At 56.8% G+C, this 21,926-nt stretch carries 21 protein-coding genes and 1 pseudogene; 11 read left to right on the plus strand and 11 right to left on the minus strand.

Annotated elements, in window-relative coordinates:
* Positions 1-26: 26 nt before the first annotated feature.
* Both RB_RS12455 and purE read right to left on the minus strand, forming a co-directional pair.
* Positions 27-1,247, minus strand: coding sequence for a 5-(carboxyamino)imidazole ribonucleotide synthase (locus RB_RS12455; RefSeq protein WP_007335445.1), 1,221 nt, complete (start codon positions 1,245-1,247; stop codon positions 27-29).
* Positions 1,244-1,762, minus strand: coding sequence for a 5-(carboxyamino)imidazole ribonucleotide mutase (gene purE / locus RB_RS12460; protein ID WP_007335444.1), 519 nt, complete (start codon positions 1,760-1,762; stop codon positions 1,244-1,246). Before purE ends, RB_RS12455 begins: the two co-directional genes overlap by 4 nt.
* Before the next feature lie 302 nt (positions 1,763-2,064).
* Between purE and RB_RS12470 the strand changes: the two genes are divergently transcribed.
* The gene (locus tag RB_RS12470) at positions 2,065-2,628 is read left to right on the plus strand and encodes a GrpB family protein (protein ID WP_011120772.1); all 564 of its coding nucleotides are present in this window, start codon (positions 2,065-2,067) and stop codon (positions 2,626-2,628) included.
* Between the two features lie 480 nt (positions 2,629-3,108).
* On the opposite strand, the gene RB_RS12475 is transcribed toward RB_RS12470, so the two are convergent.
* Positions 3,109-4,146, minus strand: coding sequence for an aldo/keto reductase (locus RB_RS12475; protein WP_011120774.1), 1,038 nt, complete (start codon positions 4,144-4,146; stop codon positions 3,109-3,111).
* 293 nt (positions 4,147-4,439) lie between these two features.
* Here RB_RS12475 and RB_RS12485 point away from each other — a divergent pair, with 293 nt between their 5' ends.
* From RB_RS12485 to RB_RS12495, 3 genes are read left to right on the plus strand one after another with little or no spacing between them, the layout of a single operon-like run.
* A complete protein-coding gene (locus RB_RS12485) occupies positions 4,440-5,309 on the plus strand; it encodes an alpha/beta hydrolase (protein WP_007332819.1) in 870 nt (289 codons plus the stop codon).
* Positions 5,306-6,457: a 3-dehydroquinate synthase gene (locus tag RB_RS12490; protein ID WP_007332818.1), complete on the plus strand. Its 1,152-nt coding sequence runs from the start codon at positions 5,306-5,308 to the stop codon at positions 6,455-6,457. Before RB_RS12485 ends, RB_RS12490 begins: the two co-directional genes overlap by 4 nt.
* A 21-nt stretch (positions 6,458-6,478) precedes the next feature.
* Entirely contained in the window at positions 6,479-7,384 is a 906-nt protein-coding gene (locus RB_RS12495) for a DUF6528 family protein (RefSeq protein ID WP_007332817.1), read from the plus strand.
* A 236-nt stretch (positions 7,385-7,620) separates the two neighbouring features.
* Here the strand turns inward: RB_RS12495 and RB_RS12500 are convergent, their stop codons facing one another.
* Together RB_RS12500 and RB_RS12505 are read right to left on the minus strand one after the other, a co-directional pair.
* Positions 7,621-8,367, minus strand: coding sequence for a DUF2071 domain-containing protein (locus RB_RS12500; protein WP_011120779.1), 747 nt, complete (start codon positions 8,365-8,367; stop codon positions 7,621-7,623).
* Positions 8,368-8,636: 269 nt separating this feature from the next.
* Entirely contained in the window at positions 8,637-9,041 is a 405-nt protein-coding gene (locus RB_RS12505) for a hypothetical protein (protein ID WP_011120781.1), read from the minus strand.
* Between the two features lie 179 nt (positions 9,042-9,220).
* On the opposite strand from RB_RS12505, the gene RB_RS12515 reads away from it, so the two are divergent.
* A complete protein-coding gene (locus RB_RS12515) occupies positions 9,221-9,469 on the plus strand; it encodes a ribbon-helix-helix domain-containing protein (RefSeq protein WP_007332811.1) in 249 nt (82 codons plus the stop codon).
* A gap of 100 nt (positions 9,470-9,569) precedes the next feature.
* On the plus strand, positions 9,570-9,758 hold the full coding sequence (locus tag RB_RS12520) for a type II toxin-antitoxin system RelE/ParE family toxin (RefSeq protein WP_231846451.1): 189 nt from the start codon (positions 9,570-9,572) through the stop codon (positions 9,756-9,758).
* Between the two features lie 137 nt (positions 9,759-9,895).
* Here RB_RS12520 and RB_RS12525 read toward each other — a convergent pair whose 3' ends face one another.
* Both RB_RS12525 and RB_RS12530 read right to left on the minus strand, forming a co-directional pair.
* Positions 9,896-10,288, minus strand: coding sequence for a hypothetical protein (locus RB_RS12525; protein ID WP_164921942.1), 393 nt, complete (start codon positions 10,286-10,288; stop codon positions 9,896-9,898).
* Positions 10,289-10,457: 169 nt separating this feature from the next.
* Complete coding sequence (locus RB_RS12530) at positions 10,458-10,793, minus strand: hypothetical protein (protein WP_164921253.1); 336 nt, start codon at positions 10,791-10,793, stop codon at positions 10,458-10,460.
* 301 nt (positions 10,794-11,094) lie between these two features.
* On the opposite strand from RB_RS12530, the pseudogene RB_RS28330 reads away from it, so the two are divergent.
* From RB_RS28330 to RB_RS12540, 3 genes and pseudogenes are all read left to right on the plus strand, one after another.
* Positions 11,095-11,313: pseudogene (locus RB_RS28330) on the plus strand (phage integrase N-terminal SAM-like domain-containing protein); the annotation flags it as partial.
* Entirely contained in the window at positions 11,302-11,955 is a 654-nt protein-coding gene (locus tag RB_RS12535) for a tyrosine-type recombinase/integrase (protein ID WP_390175256.1), read from the plus strand. The pseudogene RB_RS28330 and the gene RB_RS12535, both read left to right, overlap by 12 nt.
* Positions 11,952-13,079, plus strand: a complete 1,128-nt coding sequence (locus RB_RS12540) for an IS91 family transposase (protein ID WP_011118153.1) — start codon at positions 11,952-11,954, stop codon at positions 13,077-13,079. The genes RB_RS12535 and RB_RS12540 overlap by 4 nt, the downstream gene beginning before the upstream one ends.
* Positions 13,080-13,436: 357 nt before the next feature.
* Here the strand turns inward: RB_RS12540 and RB_RS12545 are convergent, their stop codons facing one another.
* Together RB_RS12545 and RB_RS12550 are read right to left on the minus strand one after the other, a co-directional pair.
* Positions 13,437-13,784, minus strand: coding sequence for a DUF2185 domain-containing protein (locus tag RB_RS12545; protein ID WP_164921943.1), 348 nt, complete (start codon positions 13,782-13,784; stop codon positions 13,437-13,439).
* A gap of 278 nt (positions 13,785-14,062) precedes the next feature.
* On the minus strand, positions 14,063-15,265 hold the full coding sequence (locus tag RB_RS12550; protein ID WP_315851299.1) for a tyrosine-type recombinase/integrase: 1,203 nt from the start codon (positions 15,263-15,265) through the stop codon (positions 14,063-14,065).
* A 1,111-nt stretch (positions 15,266-16,376) separates the two neighbouring features.
* Between RB_RS12550 and tatA the strand changes: the two genes are divergently transcribed.
* Both tatA and RB_RS12560 read left to right on the plus strand, forming a co-directional pair.
* A complete protein-coding gene (tatA, locus tag RB_RS12555; protein ID WP_231846452.1) occupies positions 16,377-16,601 on the plus strand; it encodes a twin-arginine translocase TatA/TatE family subunit in 225 nt (74 codons plus the stop codon).
* Between the two features lies 1 nt (position 16,602).
* Positions 16,603-16,878 carry a Sec-independent protein translocase subunit TatA/TatB gene (locus RB_RS12560; protein ID WP_007328854.1) on the plus strand — a complete coding sequence of 92 codons (276 nt, stop codon included), beginning with the start codon at positions 16,603-16,605 and terminating at the stop codon, positions 16,876-16,878.
* A 5-nt stretch (positions 16,879-16,883) separates the two neighbouring features.
* On the opposite strand, the gene RB_RS12565 is transcribed toward RB_RS12560, so the two are convergent.
* Both RB_RS12565 and RB_RS12570 read right to left on the minus strand, forming a co-directional pair.
* Positions 16,884-20,024, minus strand: a complete 3,141-nt coding sequence (locus tag RB_RS12565; protein ID WP_231846453.1) for a DUF7133 domain-containing protein — start codon at positions 20,022-20,024, stop codon at positions 16,884-16,886.
* A 522-nt stretch (positions 20,025-20,546) separates the two neighbouring features.
* Positions 20,547-21,926, minus strand: a complete 1,380-nt coding sequence (locus RB_RS12570) for an SGNH/GDSL hydrolase family protein (protein ID WP_011120796.1) — start codon at positions 21,924-21,926, stop codon at positions 20,547-20,549.

Genomic DNA, 21,926 nt, shown 5'->3' on the forward strand with positions numbered 1-21,926 from the left:
CCCCAACTCAGCCCAGCCCAGCTCGCTCAGCCCAAGCCACCGAGCAATCGCTCGCGAGCCAGACGCAAACGCTCGGAAACCTCTGGCAGATCGTTTCCGACTGCGGTGAGGTGCCCCATCTTGCGTCCCGCTGGCGCCGCGTGCTTGCCATACAAATGCAATGCAACGCCAGGCGTCTCCAGACACGATTCCCAATTGGGCGACGCCCCATGGGACTCAGCTGCCACCCAGATGTCACCCAATAAATTCAACATGCTGGCCGCCGGAACGACCATCGATGTATCACCAAGCGGCAAACCACAGATCGCTCGGACATGCTGTTCAAACTGGCTGGTCGCACACGCTTCGATCGTCACGTGCCCCGAATTGTGAGGCCGCGGCGCCACCTCGTTGACGATCAACTCGTCCTTCGTCACGAACAATTCCACGCACAAAAGCCCCACCAATCCCAAGTGCTCCGCCACCCGCCTTGCGATTTCGCGAGCTTGGGTTTCCATCTCAGGCGAAACATCGGCGGGAAGTTTGGTTTCGTCCAAGATGTGATTTTGGTGATCGTTTTCGAAGACCGGAAACGTCTCGACTCGCTGATCCAGCGTCCGGGCCACAATCACCGACGCTTCTCGTTCAAATGGAACCAACGCTTCGGCAACCCATGGCGGTTGGCCATCGCCGCCACTCTCGGCCCCTGCCCATTCGACACTTGCTGCGTCGTCAGGTGAGTTCAGACGATGCTGCCCCTTCCCGTCATAGCCACTTCGACAAGTCTTGACGATGATCGGCCACCCCAACTTTTCGCCCGCAGCAACTACCGTTTCGCGATCATGCACCGGCTCAAAACCAGCCACCGGAATCCCCGCTTCGCGAAGCGTCGTCTTCTCAATCCAGCGATCTTGGGCCATCGCCAAGACAGATGCATCGGGATAGGTCGGGGCGTGTTTGCTGCAGGCCGCGATCGTGTCCGCGGGAATGTTCTCAAATTCCAACGTGATTACGTCGCAACGCTTTGCAAACGCTTCGATCGCGGAATGATCTGTCAGAGGGCCGCAAACCGTGAACGCAGCCACCTCGGCGGCCGGCTCATCGCTGCTGCCACAGAACACACCGACGCGATAACCCATGCGAGCCGCCGCCATGGCAAACATCCGTCCCAACTGTCCGCCACCGACCATACCGATCGTGGCACCTGGGAGGATGACTTGTGTTGAGGCAGAAGTTTGTTCGGTTTTGGGTATCTGGTTGTCACTCATGGAAGCTCTGCCGATGCGATCACGTCGTCACGTTGTTTTGCAACGAATGCCTCGAGACGACCGCGGAGTGCCTCGTCGTGGGTCGCCAAAATACGAGCTGCCATCACCCCTGCGTTCTTCGCTCCCGCCACACCGATCGACATCGTCGCTACCGGAATTCCACCTGGCATCTGGACGATGGAAAGCAACGAATCCAATCCCTGCAAAGCCCGGCTTTGAATGGGCACGCCGATCACTGGCAAAACCGTTTCCGAAGCGACCATTCCCGGCAGATGGGCGGCGCCACCGGCTCCCGCAATGATGACTTTCAATCCTCGGGACGCGGCCGATCGAGCGTATTCGAACATGCGTTCGGGTGTACGGTGAGCGGAAACGACGGATCGCTCATGCTCTACGCCGAGAAGATCCAGCATCTCGCAGGCCGCTGACATGGTGTCCCAGTCATTGCGGCTGCCCATGATCACACCAACACGAGGCAAAAGCGAATCGGTCGCGGAATCGTCTTGGTCAGTCATCAGCTACTCTGAATACGAATCATCTGGAACAATGCGGGTACGACAGTGCCAACCAGCTGGAAAGCGTTCAATCTTCGACGAAAAAGCCAGCACAGGCCACGCCAACAATCTGCCACGGGTTATACCGCAACGACTCCCCGCGATGAATTGCCCCTCTTCGATCCACTTGAGCACGTTCGATCGACTCAAGCACATTGGCCCTGGCACAGACCACTGGCCCATTGACCGCTTGCGATCGTCTTCCATCGCCCGCTTTCCACAACCACTCGCTTTCCACAACCACCCATTCGCCTGAGTCGTCCATGACATCGCCGCCATTCGACCTGACGCCTTGGGATGGATTGGATCCCGAGGGCCCCGCACCCATCCGGCTGATGCATCACGACGCCCGTTGGAAACAAGAATTCGAACAAACCCGCAGCAGCCTACTGCAATCCTGCCAGGGTCACGTCACACAAATCGACCACGTGGGCAGCACTTCGATTTCCGGCCTGATCGCGCAACCGATCATTGATGTCGTTGCTCTCGTTTCCGATCTTTCCAGCCTCGACGCCGCTTCTCTGCACATCGAGGGTCTCAACTATCGAGTCGTGGCCACGCCAAAGTGGTTGGATCAATCGCTGATGTTGCAGAAACCTCGACACGGCGAAACCACCCACCAAGTCCTCTTGATGGTTCTGGGCAATCCCGCTCACCAGCGAGTGATTCAAATGCGAGACTATTTGCGAGCCAACCCCGAAGAAGCACTGCGATTCGAAAGCATCAAAGTGGACCGCTGGAAGCAAAGCGGCGGCGATCCAAACCGATACGAACAAGACAAAGCGATTGTCTTTTCGAGACTCGAGGATCAAATCTCAGGTCTCTAGACAGGTGGCACTATATAGAATGCCCCTATCCAAATTACCCTGGCTCCCCTCGCCCTGAAGCAAGTTTGCCGAGTTGTAGGCCAGGTTCCACCCGGCAACCACGGCAATGCTTTCGAACAAAGCGAGGCGTCTGCACCGTTCCAGGTGTCATCGACGCACGAAATTCAATCGACCAGTCACCCGCGCCAGCTGGAACCTGGCCTACGAGCAGCATCGCGTCTGTGACCAGAGAACTCCGAATGATGAATGGCACCATATGGAATGCCCCTATCCAAATTGCCCTGGCTCCCCTCGCCCCGAAGCGGGTTTGCCGAGTTGTAGGCCAGGTCCCACCTGGCAACCAAGGCAATGCTTTGGAACAAAGCGAGGCGTCTGCACCGTTCCAGGTGTCATCGATGCAGAAAACTCAATCGACCAGTCACCCGCGCCAGGTGGAACCTGGCCTACGAGCAACATCGCGTTTGTGACCAGAGAAACTCCCTACAGACGCCGCAATCCATCTTCCGTCATCGCGTTCGGAATCTCGACCTCGACAGCATCGATTCGTGCCATCGTCTCATCATCCAAAATCATATCGTCGGAGACCAAAATTTCTTTCAACTGCTCGATCGACGTGGCACCGACAATCGTCGATGCGACGAAGTCATGTTGCTTGCTCCATGCGACTGACAACGCCGTTCCCGTCGTTCCGATCGATTCAGCGATCTCGTGCATTCGAACCGCGGTTTCAATGGTGCGATCGTTGACGAAACGCTGCGCCATTGCCTTTTGCCGATCATTCCCCGTTTGCAGGTACTCCGAAAAACGACCTCCCGGTGGCGGTCCATTTTCGTATTTACCTGTCAAAACTCCGCCGCCCAAAGGGGAGTACGGCAACAGACTCACGTTCTCTCGACGGCAAACCTGAGCCAACTCGTTTTCACAGCGACGGTTGATCAAGCTGAAATTGTTTTGCACGGTTTGGTAACGATCAACGCCGTGAATGTCGGCCGCCCACAAACTTTTCATCAACCCCCACGATGTCTCGTTACTGCATCCGATCACGCGAACCTTTCCGGTGCGGCGAAGATGAGTCAATGATTCCAACACCTCCTCGTAGGGCATCCCATGATCGGGCCAATGGATCTGATACAGATCGATGGTTTCCACACCCAACCGACGCAGCGAATCTTCACATGCTCGAATAATTTGATGACGATCCAGCGTCGTCCGACCATGCCGAACCGGCGGCGTGAACCATCCATGCCCGGGCCCCGTCACTTTGGTAGCGACCGTTACTAAATCTCGAGGTTTGGTTCGCAACCACCGTCCAAAAATTTCTTCCGTGACACCAAAGGTTTCGTCTTTGGGCGGGACCGGATAAATCTCTGCCGCGTCAAAGAAGTTGATCCCGGCATCAAACGCATGATCGCAAATCGCGTGGCTGGTCGATTCGTCGCAGGAACTCCCAAACGTCATCGTTCCCATACAAATGTCAGAAACGACAATTCCGCTGCTTCCTAAACGACGCTGTTGCACGACTGATCCACCAAGAGAAAATTGGGTTACACTGTTCGGTCTTTGACGGCGGAGGTTTTAGCTCAAACCGCATTGGAATCCCACCACATGCCCGTTCGTCGTCAAAACCCGCCTGTATGAGCTGCCGCTGATCGCTTCCCGCCTTTCCCTCGTCGTTTCCCGCCAAAATCCCACCTCGCAAGAACCAAACCCGCATGATTCCTACCCCAGAGCGTTCTCGCCCTTCTGCCGCACAACGGACCTTTCCCACCTCCCGTCGACTCACCTCAACTAGCATCCTCCTGACCGCACTCGTGGTACTGCTGACACCCCAATTGGCGACCAACCTCGCCGCGGAAGAAGCCTACACATGGTCGGCCGACTCTGACCCCAAAGAGGGTGTTCCCCAAGGCAAGGTCACACAGCACGAGTTTTCAGACAGCAAAATCTTCCCAGGCACCCGGCGGCGATACAGCGTCTACGTGCCGGCTCAATACGATGGCTCACAACCCGCCGCGCTGATGGTCTTTCAAGATGGGCACACATTCCAAGGCCCTGGCGGTGACTTTCGTCTTCCGACTGTGTTCGACAACCTGATCGCGGCAGGCGACATGCCCGTCACAATCGCCGTGATGGTTGATCCAGGCCACAAAGGCGAACTGCCACCCAAACGAGGCTGGAAACCCACGCCATCCAACCGAGCCTTTGAATACGACACCGTCTCGGGTGACTACGCCGAGTTCTTGCTGACCGAACTACTGCCGGTGATCCAAGAGCAATACAAAATCACCGACAATCCTGAACTGCGAGCCATCTGCGGAAACAGCTCCGGTGGCATCTGTGCATTCTCGGTCGCTTGGTTCCGTCCCGACTCGTTTCGAAAGGTCATGTCGCACATCGGCAGCTTCGTCAACATCCGTGGCGGACATAACTACCCCGCCATGATTCGCAAAACCGACCCGAAGCCAATCCGAGTCTTCCTGCAAGACGGCAGCGGAGACCTGGACAACAGCCACGGCAACTGGCCCTTGGCCAACCAACAAATGGCCGCCGCACTGGCCTTTCAAGAATACGACTACAAGTTTGTCTACGGCGAAGGCGGCCACAACGGAAAACACGGGGGCTCGATCTTCCCCGACTCGTTGCGTTGGCTGTGGCGTGGATGGAAAGAGTTGACGCCGTGACCGAACATGACATTTCATTCGAAGTCAAATTTGTTCATCGCCTGAGACAAACCGACGACGTCTCTCAAGCCGACTTCCCCGTGCTGGAATCTGTCCTGCACGGCGAACAAAGTGACACCGCCGCGCCGAAGGTTCTGTTCTGCTTGGACAGCAACCTGGAGGGCGGCGAATTCGCCACCGCATTGATCGCACAAATGCGAACCAGCAACGCAATGCGGTTGGTTCGCGAACCGATGATCGTGCCCGGTGGTGAATCATGCAAAAACTCCGAGCACACCCTTCGCGATCTGCTCGCCGCGATCAACTCACACGACCTGGATCGACGCAGCTACATCATCGTTGCCGGCGGCGGTGCCGTCCTGGACGCGGTTGGCTTCGCTGCCGCCATCGCTCACCGAGGCGTCCGTCTGATTCGGCTGCCGTCGACCACGCTCGCCCAAGCCGACTCGGGCGTCGGCGTGAAAAACGCGATCAACTACTTTGAAAAGAAGAACTGGATCGGCAGCTTCGCGGTGCCCTGGGCCGTCTTCAATGACACCGCCATCCTGAAAACGCTTCCCGATCGCGACTTCCGATCAGGTTTAACCGAAGCCGTCAAAGTCGCCCTGCTGAAAGACGCCGCCTTCTTCGACTTCCTGCGAAGATCCGCCGGCAAACTTCGCCGACGCGTGGCCGATGTTTCCAAGGAAGCGATCGCGCGTTCATGCCAATTGCACCTGGATCACATCACGGCGGGAGGCGACCCCTTCGAAGCCCTCGAAGCTCGCCCGCTCGATTTTGGACACTGGTCCGCCCACCGCATGGAACCGATGTCCAACTACGCCCTTCGTCACGGCGAAGCAGTTGGCATCGGCGTGGCTCTCGACACATTGTATTCAGCCCGAAAGTTTGGCTTCCCAACGCCGCTGGCTCACGCGGTCTGCCAAACCCTTGCTAACCTGGGCTCGCCGCTCTGGTGCGACCAACTTGATACACCCGACGAGGTCCTGCGAGGACTCGAAGAGTTCCGGCAACACCTTGGCGGTCGCCTGACCGTGACCATGCTGAAGAACCCCGGCGAAGCCATCAACGTGCATGAAATCGACCTTCCGGTCATGAAATCCTGCATCGACGAACTGCGTAAAATTGCCAAACAACAAACCGCGTGACCAACTGCGACGAGACGACCGATGAAAGCCCTGACGATTGTCTTCCTGGCTCTGCTGGTCAACCTTGCTCACGCTCAACAGCCAGCCAATGACAAAGTCCATGGCGGCGTTTCAACGCAAACCCCTGCGATCCTCTGCGCCGACCAAGCCGACAACCGCATCCGATTGGTCGATCCCTTCACGCAAGATGCTGACGCTGCTGACCTGTGGTCCTACCCAGCGGCCGAGGCCCCGCCAAGCAAATACATCCCGACGGATGCCAAACGAGTCGTAATGGATGGGGAGGTTTTCGTCCTCGCTGCGTACCATGGACGCGTCCGCCTGGTGCGATTCCGAGATTCGAAACTCATCAAAGACTACCCAAGCTACAGCAGTTGCCACTCCGCTGAACTCCTGCCAGACGGCTCGATCGCAACCGTCAACAGCAACCATGGCATGCTCCGCCTGCATCACTCAGCCGACGATTATGTCGACACTGAATTGCCCTACGCCCACGGAGTGACCTGGGACAAGAAACGCCAATGCCTGTGGGTTCTCGGCGACCGACTCTATCGGTTCTTATACCGAGACCGGAGACTTTCACTCGACCAATCATTTGACTTGCCAACGTCGCCAACCGGGCATGACCTGTTCCCGTTGCGAACCGAACCCAAGCTCTTGGTCAGCAACAACGACGCTTTGTATTCGTTTGACATCGAAACCGAAGCCTTCAAACCGTTGTCAGACCTCCATTGGATCAAAAGCGCCAGCCAACACGCGGATGGATCGATCTGGGTCAGTGACCCGCAACGGCCCGAAATCGGCACTTCCTGGCAAAGCGACTCCGTCATCCCCGTGCAGCCAACCGGCGCCAACCAACGACACACCATCGCTGGCTCAAAGTTCTACAAAGCCCGCTGGTGGCAAGACGTCAACTTCAGCTACTAAGCAGGTCGGCAGGAATGATCGAGCAAAACCATGTGAGCCGTTTGGGCGTTAGCCCCGGTTGCACGTGGGAGCAACGACGCTACCCAAAACATTCAAAATGCTGAAAGACTCCTGCCGAACTGATCAACACAAGTGGCATACGCTTCCAGCCTGTGATTGCACGAAAGATCAACAACGCTCCCCAAAAACAGTGCAAATGCCGAAAGGCTTCTGCCAAACCGCTTGAGCGTCGTCCATCAATCCGGGTCGTTTGAAAGCACGTGATTGCAAAGCGATTCTCGGTGATGCCATTCATGGTCCACCCCACGCATCAGTAGCGCATTGTCAAACGAAACGGACCCCTCAGGGAAGACGTCGCGGTCATCGAAGAACGACGACCGAACGCTCGTGACGGCGAGCGGCTGCACATGCCAATTGGCCGTCCGAAGCTCCAAACCGTCGAACTGCGTGGCCTCACTAGCGGGCGAGTACCCAAGGGAACCAGCCTCGAAGAACTGCGAACACTTCGCGACGTTGGCAAAGACAGAACTCGCTGGCAATTCGTCCGCCGTCCGACCTTCCACAGCGACGTGGGCAGTCCCGTCAACACTGTCCATTGCGATGCGATATTCCTCATCCGTTTCCCGGACCATGAAACGTGCCCGATGGTGGACACCAGGGAAAACACGACCACCTGCAACCGCGTTTAACATCGAAGAGGTATCCCGCCGGGGAATGTACACGCCAGTCCGCCTGACCCCGTCGATCTCCCATTCAACGGCGATGCGGTGAGCAGCGTTCTCAGAGGAGATCCCGAGAAACGAAGGCCAACGTTTCGGTCGGATATGCTTGAGACGAATCAGGCAGAGCCCCGCCATGCCAAACCCATTGACAGTCTGAGGCCGGAACGGAGCCGGACAGACGCGCGACAACACGTCCGGGTCAACGCGATAATTGACCAACACACGTCGATCAATCAGTCCTCGAATAGTTGGAATTCGCATTCAAAGTGCCTCCGGATTGATGGATACGCTACGGCACGAACCGCAACGCCCTCCCAACATTCACATCAAGCGAACCACAAAGAACACAGATCAAAAGCGAACACCAACTGCTGGCCCGCAAAACGCAAACTCTTACGGACGCCAGTCGCAACCGAAAGCGAGCGATGCTTGACCGATAGCAAGTTGCACCACGACGGACGCACGCAGCCAAGTGTGGCGGTCATGCTGCAGGCCTAACGGAAACACCATGTTATCGGACACTTGCATCGTCACCAGCCCTTGAACGCCCGATGGATCGCGACCCAAACCGTGCCAACGACGCCAATCAGCCCTCCGAAACATGGTGGTTGGGCCGCAAACATGTACGACCCAGCCCCCATGTCACCAGTGTACGCCATCCCCAGCCAAATACCGAAGATGGGAAATACCACCATGCCGAACAAATACGGACGGGGCGGCATCAAGGCAAAAAGCGGCCAAAGGAAGTAGAGCAGAGCGAAGCCGAGAAATGCAGCCGGCCGTGCGTCGCGGCCCATGAGGGCAACGCCACGGTGCATCAGGAACACCAGGGCGAAGGCAGTGAGCAACGACGCAATGGCAGTGCCGGCGGCCTTGGCGTGACGCTCAGCGTCCGGCTCGCGTTCCGGTGGAGAGTTCGGGATTTCGTTAGCCAATGGGAAGGCCTGCCTCGGCCAACGGAAGGTTCTTACGACACCGCCCTAAACGAAGCGAAGGTGGTTTGACTTAGATTTCATTGTACAATGAGATCGAGTCCTGAATCACTTCGAAGGTGTGACCGAAGGGCCTCAGCGTAAAACCCATGTGATGCGCCCCGGCCCATTGGAGTGAAGCCATGAATCTCAACCTGCCGAGCGAAGTCGACGATCTTGTGAAAGGTCTTGTCGCCCAAGGAAGATTCACCTCTGAGGAGGATGCCATTGTCGAGGGCGTAAAGCTGTTGATGGGACGCGAACAATTGCGAGGTGAGATTCAAAGGGGTGTCAGGCAATTGGATGCCGGTGAATTCTACGATGAAGAAACCGTGTTCAATGAGGTCGAAGCCGAGATTGATAAGGCAGAAGCCGAACAGCAAGGAAGCTGAAAACATGCCGAGACTTCGGTATTCTGCGGAATCGAAAGAAGACCTCAAGCAAATCGCTCGAGACATCGCACGCGACAAACCGTTCGCCGCTCGATAATGGGTGCAGAAGCTCCGGGAGAAATGTCGCTTGGTGGCCAAGCATCCTGATGTGGGCGACACGCGTCCGGAATTCGGCGATGGCATTCGCTCCACGTACATTGGCAGCTACGTGATATTCTTTCGGCAAGTCGAAGGATTCTTGGAGATCGTCCGCGTCATTCGAGGCGAAGTTGACGCCCCGCAAATCTAGGTGCACATAACGGAAAGTTTTTACGACACCGCCCTGAACGAAGCGAACGATGTTTGAACTACGGAAATTGTACCAAGGCCAAGGCCCGTTGCCAAAGAGCCAAGGTGTGCCCGAAGGGCCTCTGCGTAAAAACCATGTTATGTGCCACCAAGCGCTGGAGGCAGATCGTCAACGGTGACAAATCCGTCCCACCATGGGATCGCCTCAGATTCGAGGTCGTCAAGCGCGCGGCCGATGGAGCCGTCAACATGATCGACGTATTTGCAGCGATAGGATTCTTGGTCGCGCAACCAACGAGCATTGGGCACGCAGGGCGTCCAGTCGTCATCGGGAACGGGCATCGCGCCGTAACAAATGGTGATCGTGTTGGATCGCATTTTCTGGAAGAAGAAAACGTCGCGAATCGGTCCGCGATCACGGACGAAGTATGTAGTTGTGCGAAGTTGCGAGAAACCATGTGGGCCGACACCATCGAGGAGCCTGCGAATGATCGCACGCTTCACTTTGGGGAACGGGTCAGCATCAGGCATGATCGGTGGCACATAACGGAAGGTTTTTACGACACCGCCCTTAACGAAGCGAGCGATGCCTGAACTACGAGAAATTGTACCTAGCCCATGGCCCGTTGCCAAAGAGCCAAGGTGCCAAGGTGTGCCCGAAGGGCCTCAGCGTAAAAATCCTGTTATACGCCCCGGCCCACTACGATTGCGAACGAGTCCAATCCCGCAATGCATCAACCAAGACGGCGAAAAACGGATAGTCGGCATGCGACGAGACGTCAGAGCAGCACCGCAACAAACGGGTCAGTTCGTTGCGATCGGCAATTTTTACCGTGTCCGAAGCGGCGTCGAACACAAACAGGGAATTGGTGTCAAACGGCGCAGTGTCGCGTGGCAGGAGATTGGAGAAATGGGACAGTTCGGAGAGAAAGTCTGCGAGCTGTGGGAGCAGAATCATCGCATGCGACCAATAGCCAGCCGTGCAGCTGCCATCACCCAGAGGTGTGCCATCGGTGTCACAGAAATCTATGCCCATTGGAAATCTAGGGGCGTATAACGGAAGGTTTTTACGACACCGCCCTAAACGAAGCGAGCGATGTCCGAAGTACAAGAGATCATACCAATGCCATGGCCCGTTGCCAAAGAGCCAAGGTGTGCCGAAGGCCTCAGCGTAAAAACCATGTTCAAGTGAGCCGCTTTGCGGCGGGGTTGGGGTGGAGACTGCTTCGGTGACTATGGTGTCTCCTGTCTTTCACTTCACTCCCTCGTCAGGAACTCGACGATGACTTCAAAAAAAGGCCACGCTCGCTCGCTTTCACTCTGACCTCGCCAAGCGGTTTCGAGAAGACTTGCTGCTCAGCGGAAAGCAACCCAGCACCATCGCCTGCTACCGCAATGCCATCGCCCACTTGGCTGAGCACTTCGCTTGCTCCCCGGAAAAACTCTCCGAAGCACAGGTCCGGCAGTATGTCTTGCTGCGAAGACAGCAACTGCAGCTCGGTTCGATGCGGCCGATCGTCGGAGCATTGAAATTCTTCTTTCGCGTGACCGTTCCTCGCGACTGGCCCACTCTGCAAGCAATCCGTTTCCCCAAGTCCAACACGCTCCCAATGGTCTTGGTACCCGAGCGATGCTGGCAACTCATTGACGCCACCGTGGCGTCCCATCTGCAAGTCATCTTTCGAGCCATGTACTCCTGCGGACTCCGTGGCGTCGACGTTCGCCACTTGCGACCCCAAGACGTGGACGCCGATCGAATGATGCTCCGCGTTTGCACCACCAAAGGACACCGGCAACGCGAAGTCCCACTGCCTCAAGCTACCCTCGATGCGTTTCGTGCCCACTGGGCAACCCATCGCAATCCAAACTGGTTGTTTCCGGCGACGCAGAGAAACACTCCGGCGTCGAAGGCTGACCAACCCATCAGTGCCAGGACGATCCAGCGTGGGTTCACGAAAGTCACCGAGTCGCTGGGCTGGCAAGACTCCGGATTGACTCCGCACACACTGAGGCATTCCTACGCCACCGCGATGCTGGACGCCGGAGTCAACCTCAAGGTTCTGCAAGGCTACCTCGGACACAAGAACTTGCAAGCAACCGAGGTTTACCTCCACCTGACACGCCTGGGTGACGAAAGAGCCAGGCAGATCGTCGCTCAGATCATGAACGGGGACGTCGCCGAGCAAGGCCTTTCATGAAAGGCGTTTCAATGGTCTTGAAACGCTATGGCGACCAGTACATCGCGAAGCATGGAACACGAATGACCGCCCAACAGAAGAAGGTCCTCCGCGCCGTGATGGCGTGCCGGGAAGATTCTCTGGGCACGATCCAGTATGCCTGCTCCGGTTGCGGTGAGGTCACTCATGTGCCTCGCTCGTGCTGCAATCGGCACTGCCCAGCGTGCCAGCACCAGCGTCAGCAACAGTGGCTCGCCAGTGTTCAAGAAAACCTGTTGCCGTGCCAGTACTTTCTAATCACGTTCACGTTGCCAGCCGGATTACGCGAGTTTGCGATGGCTCACCCCAAGGTCCTCTACGTCGCCATGATGAGTGCGGCAGCTCAGGCACTTCAGCAAGCAGCGACCAACCCGCGACATGTCGGCGTGAGCGAAACGGGATTCACCAGCGTGCTGCACACGTGGGGACGTGACCTGGGTTACCACCCGCACGTTCACGTCGTGGTGCCCGCCGGCGGCATCGACGCTGGCGGAGTCTGGCAAAGCAGTCGCGCCAGTGTGTTCGTGCCCGAGCAGATTCTGGAGAGGTTGTTTCGCGGAAAGCTGAAAGACAAACTGCGATCCGAATCGTACTTTGATTCGATCCCCGATGATGTCTGGAAGGGACGCTTCGTCGTCGACAGCGAAGCGGTCGGCAGCGGCGAATTCGCGGTCGCGTACTTGGCCCCGTACGTGATGCGAGGTGCGGTGGCCAATCGACGCGTCACGCAGTGCGACGAATCGACTTCGCTCGAAGAAGCCAGCTTGACGCTGCAAGTCAAACGCAGCGGAACGCGTCAATACAAGCCGATGCAGATGCGTGTGGAAGAGTTCATTCGCCGTTGGCTCCAGCACGTGTTGCCGGCTGGCTTTCATCGTGTGCGTCACTACGGATTCGCCAACGCGCGCAGCAAGCGATCCCTCGAGGAGGTTCGCTGGTTGGTCGCTGTCTCACTGGAGCGTCAATACGAACTGGCTTGCAGCCAGCAGATCGTGATGGCGGAACCGGTCGCGATGCAGTGCCCCAACTGCGGCGGCCCGATGATCAACCTGGGCTACACCCCTGCCACGACAACTTTGCCGCAACCAGCCAGAGCGCCGCCATGATCCAGATCGTCGCTCCAATAACACGTCGCTTTCAAAGTCATCTGATCGGTGACGCCGCTGCCCCTGCGCGCCCATCGCATAAACCTGCCACGAAACGCATCCCGGCACACGATTCCAACAGCCGATCAACGCCCTTGCCCGATTCAAAACACCGTTCTGCGTTTCCAGAGCGGCTGCCCAAACCACCGCGCCGAACCGAACCTCGCACAAAGCCCTTCGCCAGGGCACGCCGCAGCGGACAAAACCACTAGGGAACCATCGCCGGAGTGTCCCCACCGCAAAGCGACTCGCCTTGAACAAGGATTTGGGTTCAGGCTCGTACCTCGCTGACCCCAAATCCTAAATAGTTGGCCGACACTACGCGCTGGGCGAGTCTGGGGCAACAGGAACGATATCGCCACCTTCCGAAAGGCGTTCAAATGCCGCACCGATTGGAGCACCCAGCCAGTCAATGATATCAGGGTCGTAGTTGGCAATCGTGTTGATGTCATAGAACGCGGAATTGGTTGCGTCATCCACGTATTCCTGCGTTTCGGTGCCGGAGAAGAATCGCCAGCCGCTGTCCACGTCGTTAATCGCGTCCTCGCGGTACATGTAGCCAACTTTGAGCCCATCGACGGTGATCATGTCCGTAGCGATACACGCGCCACGATTCACGGCGAGTGGACGAATCGCATCGGCAGGCAGGTGAAATGACTTTTCCATGATCTGTGTCTGCCAACGGGGTTCTGGACGACAGGGTGTCGTGCATGCTTGGAAATGGGGGAGAACGGGGGTTGATTTTAGCGGAAGGGGGCTCGGTCTGCAGCACTTGGGCGACCGGGCGAGTGTGCGGGGACGCGGTGTTGCGTTCGCTGCTACAGAGGCACGAGTGTTAAAAGCGTTGTTTTTCACACTAAAATCAGGTGGCAATCACACCTTCCCCGCTGGCAGACAAGACGAACGTCCTGCGGGGCTGAATTCAACTCGCAGTTGCGAATGAGCTAGGTCTTGATCGCCTGAGAAGGTTCTGCGTCTCTGATTCGCAGGATTTGCTTGGCAACCTCTCGCTGCACCTGCGAGAAGAACTCGGGCGACTCCAATCGCTCTCGTTGTGCCGTGGGTAGACAACGCAGCGTCGGTTCCCAGCTGTCTTGCAGTGGGATTTGCAAGGAAACCCAATCTTGGCGCGGCATCGTCGCTCGCATTCCCGGCAGGGGAAGCAATTGACCATCCTTCCAAACGCCCAACGTCACCGCATACGCGCCGTTTGAATCGGGATTCGGATCCACCTCAAGCCGCATCCGGCCCACGGAGGGCCGAGGCTTCGGTTGCCGACCGGAAGACTCCGACGATGAACCTGGTTCGTCCCTCAACTGATCCAGTGGGCTGGCAACCGCAGTCGCTTTCATTCGTGCGACTTTGGTGTACAGCGAGGTGGTTTCCAAATTGGTGTGCCCAAGCAGCTTTTGAATGAACCGAATGTCGGTACCGGATTCGATCAGATGCGTCGCAAAGCTGTGGCGGAAACTGTGCGGCGTGACCGCCTTGCCAATTCCCGACAGAATCCGAGCCTGCTTGACCGCACGTTGGATCGTCCGCGGAGAAAGATGCCGGTCGACACGCCTGCCTTCGGAAGGAAACAGATAGCCAACTCCTTTGGTGTGCCGCCACAACTGCCTCATCAGCGGCAACAGATCGTCGGCCAACATGACGTAGCGATCTTTTTTGCCTTTGCCAAGTTGAACTCGGATTTGTTGGCGATCGAAATCAAAATCCGACCACTGCAAACGGGCGACCTCCGCGACTCGCAAACCGGTTGCATACAACACGGTGAGAAGCAGTTTGTCACGCAACGTGCGAGCGGCCTCCATCATTCGCTGGACCTCTTTCTTGGACATCACGACAGGCAATTGTTTTGACTTTCGCGGGGACACCAGTCCAACCGTGCAACGCAACAAACAGAATTTGTCTAGACCGGTTCGCAGTGCCGACAACGTGACGCTGACCTCCGACGCCGACGCGCCGCCATTGACCAGCAGTTCCAAGTACTCCCGAATGTCTTCTTGGTCGATCTGGTCCAGCGGTCCTCGGTACCAGCGAAAGAAGCAGACCCAAGCGGAGCGATAGTTTTTGATGGTGCTGACGGCGTAAAAGCGGATCCGCAGGTGGCATCGGGTATGTGAGCCGCATGGCGTTGGCCGAATGGCACTTACTTCACCCTCCCTGAGGGAGGGTCGGCCCGCTTCGGGCCGGGGAGGGCGAACCTAAAACCCGGTGTGTAGCCCTCCCCTCGCTTCGCTCGACCCTCCCAGGGGGAGGGTGAATTTGTAAAAAGTAAGTGCCATTGGGCTAACGCCCAAACGGCTCATAGGATTCAGCTCAATCATTCCTGCGTCCTTGCTGAAAAGCGGATCCGAAACTTGCGGACGAGACATGAGCTGCTCCAGCAGATAAGGCGAAGACACGTTTCGCAAACGTTCAGCGAGTCGAGCGTGACAAACAATGCGAATTCATCTCGATCCGGCCCTGTTTTCGGAACAACGAATGGCCGGACAGTCTCCAAAGGCCAGATCTGTTGCTGAATCGACAACAGATTCCAGGCGAATAGTACGTGAGTGAGGGTGAGTGTTTTTCATACGCATCATTTGGTGGTGCGAGACTGAGCTTGGGATGTGGCGTGGGTTGCAACTGCCGTTTTACTTCACCCTCCCTTTGGGATGTCGGCTCGCTTCGTGCCGGTGAGGGTTACGCGCTGGCCCCAATGCTGAACCCTCCCCTCGCTTCGCTCGACCCTCCCAGGGGGGAGGGTGATATATCGTTGCTCCCTTCGCTTCGCTCGACCATCCCAGGGGGAGGGTGATGATCGTCGCTTCTGAACACAGCATTTAGAAGCTGCACGATCGGCTTGGTTGCAGAGCTGAATTGGGTGCACAGCGACGCACCTATCCGGCTTTGACATTCGGACACCGGTGGCTAGAATATTGCGACGGACTTGGAAACGACGTCCGTTGCTTCGGTCCGGAGGTATTCGAACGGGCTCAGCGAAAAAATGCGTGCACCACGCGAATTTTGCTGACACACCCGCGAATGACCTACCCGCTTTCGCCGACGCCGAATGATCGTTTCATCACATTCGACGGCTGTTACCCCCAATTCGTTTGGCGGTGAAGTCGCATTCGCTGGGCCAAATACGAGACGAGTATTTGGTTTCACAGTGGGGCGTCAGCGACGAATGTCATGAGATGGTCGGCCCGATGCGTGTCACGTTGGCATGGATCGCACACCACTTTGTTTAGCGGGATAGATGGAATGTTGATGACTGTGAGTTCGATGGCGACCGGATTGTTCTTGGCGTTTGGTTTCCCCGGCCTGCCTGAAATGTTGATCGTTTTAGTGATCTGCTTGGTCCTCTTTGGTGGTGCCAAGCTGCCATCGCTGATGCGAAACCTGGGACGCAGTGCCAACGAATTCAAACGTGGCATGGCCGAATCAGGCGACGATGAGGACGAAGCAACGGATCGCACCGACGAGAAGGCCTGAGATGTTTGGTCTCAGCCCATTTGAACTGGCCGTGATTGGAGTGATCGCGGTCGTCCTCTTTGGTGGCAACCTGCCGGAAGTGGCAAGGAAATTTGGCTCGACTTACAGCCAATTTCGGCGCAGCCTGCAGGATGTCCAGCAGCAGTTCCGTCAGGTTCAAGACGAAGCAAGCCGGGCGATGTCGATGGACACACCGCCCGCGAAGTCGACGTCGTATGACGACGATGAGGATGAACCGAACGAACCCTCGGCACCCAAGTTCACTCCGCCCGAGTGACAAATTCAGTTGGCGTCGATTGAATCCGACGTCAATGGAATCTGCATCGGTTGCTGCAAGTACGCCAGCAAGTCACGAACATCCTCGGTCGACAAAGCATCGAGGATGTTCTCTGGCATCAGCGAAACCGGCGACGCCTGCAGGGATTCAATGTCATCGCGGTCAACTCGCACCGCGTTGCCTTCCGCCGTACGCATGGTGACCGTTTCAGGCGTTTGATTCTCCAGCAACCCGCTCAGCACTTGACCATCCGCGGTGAGCAATCGGTAGTTGGTGAACTCTTCACGAATCGCCGCTGATGGGTCGATGATCGCCAGTGACAAGAAGTCCAAGTTGGATCTTTCGTAACCCGTCAAATCGGGGCCCACCTTGCCTCCTTCGCCGAACAGCCGGTGACAGGTTCCGCAATGTTTGGTGAACATCGTTTTGCCGTTTTCCAAATTCGACTGCGAGCTCGAACGAACAACGGATTGCAACTCCGCGATCCGAATTTGCTTTTCCGCCGGAGTCGCACGAACCGTTCCCCAACGGCTCGCTACTCGTTCGCGCAACCCCGCGTTTTCAAAGGCCTGCATCTGCAAAACCACATCCGCAGGCACCCGTTCCACATTGATCTTGGCGGCATCAATCTCATCCATCAGCACCGACGCCCATTGCTCGCGGCTGGACAGGACTCGGATCGCGGTCTCTCTCAAGTTGCTCGCGTCATCCATCGACGACTGATACGCCGATGCGATCCATGAACCAATTCGTTCATCCGAGAATCGCGACAGGGCTTGCAAGGCCGCCGCTTTGACCGCATCGGATCGATCTGCCTGAAGTCGTCGTCGCAAGACCGCAACGGTGTCACCGGTTTGAATCTCCCCCAGTGTTTCGATCAACTCAACCTTGGTGCGGATCGGTGTCTCGGCTTGCTCGATGAGCTGCAGAGCCTGCTTGATCGCATCGACATCACCTTGTCGCAACCGCAGCGGTAGATCCGAACCTGGACGAGCCTTTCGAAAGATTGCAAGTTGTTCCTGCAGAGCGTCTGGCAACAGTTCGACCTTGCGTCCCACAAAGGCCTCTTCAAAACCTCGAATTAGAATCGCCTTGGCATCATCATCAGGTGCCATCGCCAGCAAATTCGCAGCGACTAAATAGCTTTTGTTGGATCCTTCGGCAGCCAGCCTCTGCATCAAACGAGCCAGGATCGTCTGCCGAACCAATCGGCTCCGCCAAAGCCGTTCGTCCGCGAAAAGATCGGCGACGGCGTCAGCGTGCTGTTTGCAATGAGCTTCCAAGCCCCACCAAATCAACAACGGCAGATGCAAGTCACCCTGATCCGATTCACGCAGCATCATCTCGCGAAGGATCGGCAAAGCTGGTTCAGCATGCAAGCGAGCCGCGGTGGACGCCAACTGCGACCGAACGTGAACGTCAGCTTCACGCTTGGCAAGCTCAACGAGTGCTTGCTGTTGATCGTTGGTCATCGATGCGTTGTCGCCAAGCAGACGAATCGCCCAGCGACGCAAATCGGGGTCCGGTTCGGAGGCCGTCAAGTGTTTTGTCAAAGCATCATCGCTCAGAACGTTTCCGCGGTGGAGCGCCCACAACGCCAGCAATCGCCGTTCATCCTTTGAGTCACGGAGAATCTCCCCCAGAGAGGCCTGAAGATCGCCGGAAGCTTCGATTCGCGGCACGATCACCTCCAACGCGAGAAAGCGAATGGTGCGACTGGGATGAGCCAACAGCCGAAGCAACTGATTGTCGGACATGGCCGTCATGTCAAATCGCGTTCGTGATGGAAGCAGCTCCTCCGCGTTAGATGATCGTGAAGGATTCTTGGCAGTGAGCCGATAGACCCGCCCGCTGGTTTTGTGCCAATTGTCGCGTGGGTCGACGTGAGTCAAACGGGTGTCGTACCAATCCGCGAAATAGACCGCTCCGTCTGGCCCGACCGCGATCGCCACGGGTCGAAACCATCGATCATCGGTCTGGATGGTGGTTTCGAAATCGCGTGTTCGGAACGTCGACGTGTCCTCGATCAACTCGCTGCTGATCACACATCGCTGCAAGGGGTTGATCGCGATCGATTGATCGCGATACCGCTGCGGCAACACGTTGTCTTGGTAAACCACCAACGCCTGCGTGAACCGGCGACGATCGCCTTCGGATCGCATGTGATTGAAAAAGCCATAGGCGTGGGGATTGGTCAGTGGACCGTGTTTGCCCCATGATTTCGTGCCATAGCTGCCTTGCGGATAGAACATGCCACGGGTGTTGCCGTGGTTGGTTCCAGAAAACGTGAGCCCGCTCTCCTCGATCTCCAATCCGAACGTGTTGCCGCCCCCTTCGGCGAAGATTTCAAACTGATGCGTTTCAGGGTGATACCGCCAAATGCATTGCCCCTGGAATGACGTTGCATCATCGGGATGGTCGGACAAAGGAGCGTGGATGGAAGCGGTCGTTGTGCTTCCGTTGGCACCGTACAGCCAACCATCGGGGCCCAGACGCAAACTGTTGGCGACCGCGTGCGTGTCTTCCAACCCGAATCCCGACAGGTGAACCGTGGGATCCCCATCGACCTTCGCGTCGTGATCGGCATCGGGATAGAACAACAAATACGGCGGGTTCATCACCCAGATCCCCGACGTGCTGACCGCGACGCTGGTCGCAATGTTGAGGCCTTCGATGAAATCTTGATGCGTGTCATAAGAACCGTCGCCATTGGTATCCTCCCAAACCGTCACGCAGTCCGCCCCGGCAACATGATTGGGTGGAGCGATCGGCGCGCTATCAAAGACAGCTCGCAAGTGTTGGTCGTAGCGAACCACTTTCAGTCCCGCCGGAAACGGGTACTGACGATACTGCACCACCCACATTCGGCCTTTGAAATCGAAACTAATATGAATGGGCTGAGTCACATCGGGTTCCCCCGCGACCAACTCCACTTGCAGGTCGTCCGGCACCTTCAAGCGAGCAATCGTTTCGGGGGGAGAGGCGGGGTCGGAATCATCTCCGAGATCGCCGCGGCCTTCAAACTCCCGCATCACCCGGGCAACTTCCTCATTGCCCGCCGGGGAGTCCTGGGGCACAGCGACGTTCGCCCATCCCCAACCGAGAGCACTCCAAAGAGCAACGACTAACAACCACTGGTTTCTCATTGGGTTCGCTCTCATTTGTTGGCTGACCGGCATGGATCGACTCGTCGGGGTATCAAAGTGTCGGATTCTTACTCTTCCAAACAACAGAACCATCACCGAAGAAGGCAAGCAAAGATCCAGTAACATGCAAGGTGTTGAACGAGCGTCTGGGCTGTGACATGTTTTAGCTTATGGCAGCCATACGTTTGCGAGAGTTTGCATCCCGGTAGGGATGTCAGATGGTAGCCACCGGTAAGCGATAGCGCCACCGATGGACATGCCACCCACGCCGCTACTCTCCATCCCGCCGTGGCCAAAGGCCACGACGGGATGGAGAGTTTTATGGGAGCTCGTTTTCCGGGGGTACGCTGCGACGCAGCAACCCCCGGCTACCATCTGAAAATCCCTACCGGGATGAAGAAAGACATAAGCCGGAAGAAACGATTAGAACACCAACACCAAACGTGTCGCAGTCCAGGTTAACGCCCAAACGACTCACATCGTTCGGCCCGATCATTGCTGCCGACCTAATTCGTACCACTTCTATTTCGTCGGCGTGATCACAACCGTGTGAGTCACCGGAACGATTGCGTCTTGAATCGCCTGCACCAACTCGGCCCGTTTGGCTTCCGTGCTTTTCACTGCCGCCTCCAGATCCTTCTTGCCTTCTTCGCCATGGAAGATTTTCTTGATCTGAACTGTTTCAAAAGCCTGTTTGGCGGCCACCGCTTGATCGATCGCTTGAAACGCTTTGCTGAACGGATTGACTTCGAAGTGCTCGGCCAAGTTCACTCCTTCGGCCAGCTCCTCCTTCGTGAACTCTTCGCTGTGGTCTCCCCAACGGACACTTGTCTTGTCGGTTTCCAAACCACTGACCGTCAGCAAGAACTGATTCAGATCAGCGTTGAACGGAACCAACGTCATCCCGGAACGAATGCTGTTTTCGTCGTTGTCTTTTCCGGTCGCGCAAAACGGATAGCGATGACTTTCGAAAGTGATTTTGTGAGAAGAATCATCGGACGCGAATTCGACGAGCAAATGATGATCACCGCCCGCTGCGGAAGTCGCCGCTAAGTCCACCTCTAGATTCGCGATGGGTTCACGAATCCCCATCGATTTCAGGAAACCGTATGCCATGATGACTTGGCCGGCCCAGGGCGGATGGATCCCGTCGTTGCCGGTCACCTGGTAAGGTTTTTCATCCGTCCCGTACTTCTTGGCCGCCGTGATCTGAGCCACATACATGGGCCAGAAAAGATCCGCGAACGCGACGTTTTCTTCTTTCGCGATTTCGATTCCCAAGTCTCGCAGCGTGCATAGGTTCAGGTTGTGTTCATCCAACGTGCACGCAGGAGCCTTCACCCAGGTGGCGATTTTTCCGGCGCAGCCTGGCGACCCCAGAACAACCTTGACACCGGCTTCTTTCAAACGTCGAACGATGTGTTGGTAGTTGTCCTTGTACCAATGTCCGTTGTTGACGTCGTAGGCGCGATAGCGAGCGTCGTTCATCCCATAGCAAAGCGTCGCGATGGTAGGTTCGAATCGCAAGCAATCCGAATCCATTCGGCGCAAGAAGCCGGCCGCGGTTTCGCCGCTCCATCCAAGTTGCCGCGTTTCAATTTCCAGATGCGGCATGCACGCGGTCAGGTAGGTTTCGATCATCCGCGAATACATTTTCTGCTCGGTGATCGAATCTCCGATGATCACCAGACGATCGCCTTTGGTCAGCAACAACGGGCCGATCTCAGGAGCCTTGGCCGGGAAGAACTTGCCGAACTCAGGGTCATCCGGTTTGGGCTCGTACTGATACGGTCCGGACTCGGGGAACTTCGGCAGTGAATTGTCTTGGGCGAATGCGTTTGCGGTGCAGAAGACAGAAAACGCGACAAGCAATCCGATGCTTCGCAAAATCATGGGTGTCAT

This window comes from Rhodopirellula baltica SH 1 (assembly GCF_000196115.1).
GTDB classification, from domain to species: Bacteria; Planctomycetota; Planctomycetia; order Pirellulales; family Pirellulaceae; genus Rhodopirellula; species Rhodopirellula baltica.

Excerpts from the sequence above, each read along its gene's own strand:
- RB_RS12455 (WP_007335445.1), bottom strand. The coding sequence starts at position 1,247 with ATGAGTGACAACCAGATACCCAAAACCGAACAAACTTCTGCCTCAACA.
- purE (WP_007335444.1), bottom strand. The coding sequence starts at position 1,762 with ATGACTGACCAAGACGATTCCGCGACCGATTCGCTTTTGCCTCGTGTT.
- RB_RS12470 (WP_011120772.1), top strand. The coding sequence starts at position 2,065 with ATGACATCGCCGCCATTCGACCTGACGCCTTGGGATGGATTGGATCCC.
- RB_RS12495 (WP_007332817.1), top strand. The coding sequence starts at position 6,479 with ATGAAAGCCCTGACGATTGTCTTCCTGGCTCTGCTGGTCAACCTTGCT.
- RB_RS12500 (WP_011120779.1), bottom strand. The coding sequence starts at position 8,367 with ATGCGAATTCCAACTATTCGAGGACTGATTGATCGACGTGTGTTGGTC.
- RB_RS12515 (WP_007332811.1), top strand. The coding sequence starts at position 9,221 with ATGAATCTCAACCTGCCGAGCGAAGTCGACGATCTTGTGAAAGGTCTT.
- RB_RS12525 (WP_164921942.1), bottom strand. The coding sequence starts at position 10,288 with ATGCCTGATGCTGACCCGTTCCCCAAAGTGAAGCGTGCGATCATTCGC.
- RB_RS12530 (WP_164921253.1), bottom strand. The coding sequence starts at position 10,793 with ATGGGCATAGATTTCTGTGACACCGATGGCACACCTCTGGGTGATGGC.
- RB_RS12540 (WP_011118153.1), top strand. The coding sequence starts at position 11,952 with ATGAAAGGCGTTTCAATGGTCTTGAAACGCTATGGCGACCAGTACATC.
- RB_RS12545 (WP_164921943.1), bottom strand. The coding sequence starts at position 13,784 with ATGGAAAAGTCATTTCACCTGCCTGCCGATGCGATTCGTCCACTCGCC.
- tatA (WP_231846452.1), top strand. The coding sequence starts at position 16,377 with ATGACTGTGAGTTCGATGGCGACCGGATTGTTCTTGGCGTTTGGTTTC.
- RB_RS12560 (WP_007328854.1), top strand. The coding sequence starts at position 16,603 with ATGTTTGGTCTCAGCCCATTTGAACTGGCCGTGATTGGAGTGATCGCG.
- RB_RS12565 (WP_231846453.1), bottom strand. The coding sequence starts at position 20,024 with ATGAGAAACCAGTGGTTGTTAGTCGTTGCTCTTTGGAGTGCTCTCGGT.
- RB_RS12570 (WP_011120796.1), bottom strand. The coding sequence starts at position 21,926 with ATGACACCCATGATTTTGCGAAGCATCGGATTGCTTGTCGCGTTTTCT.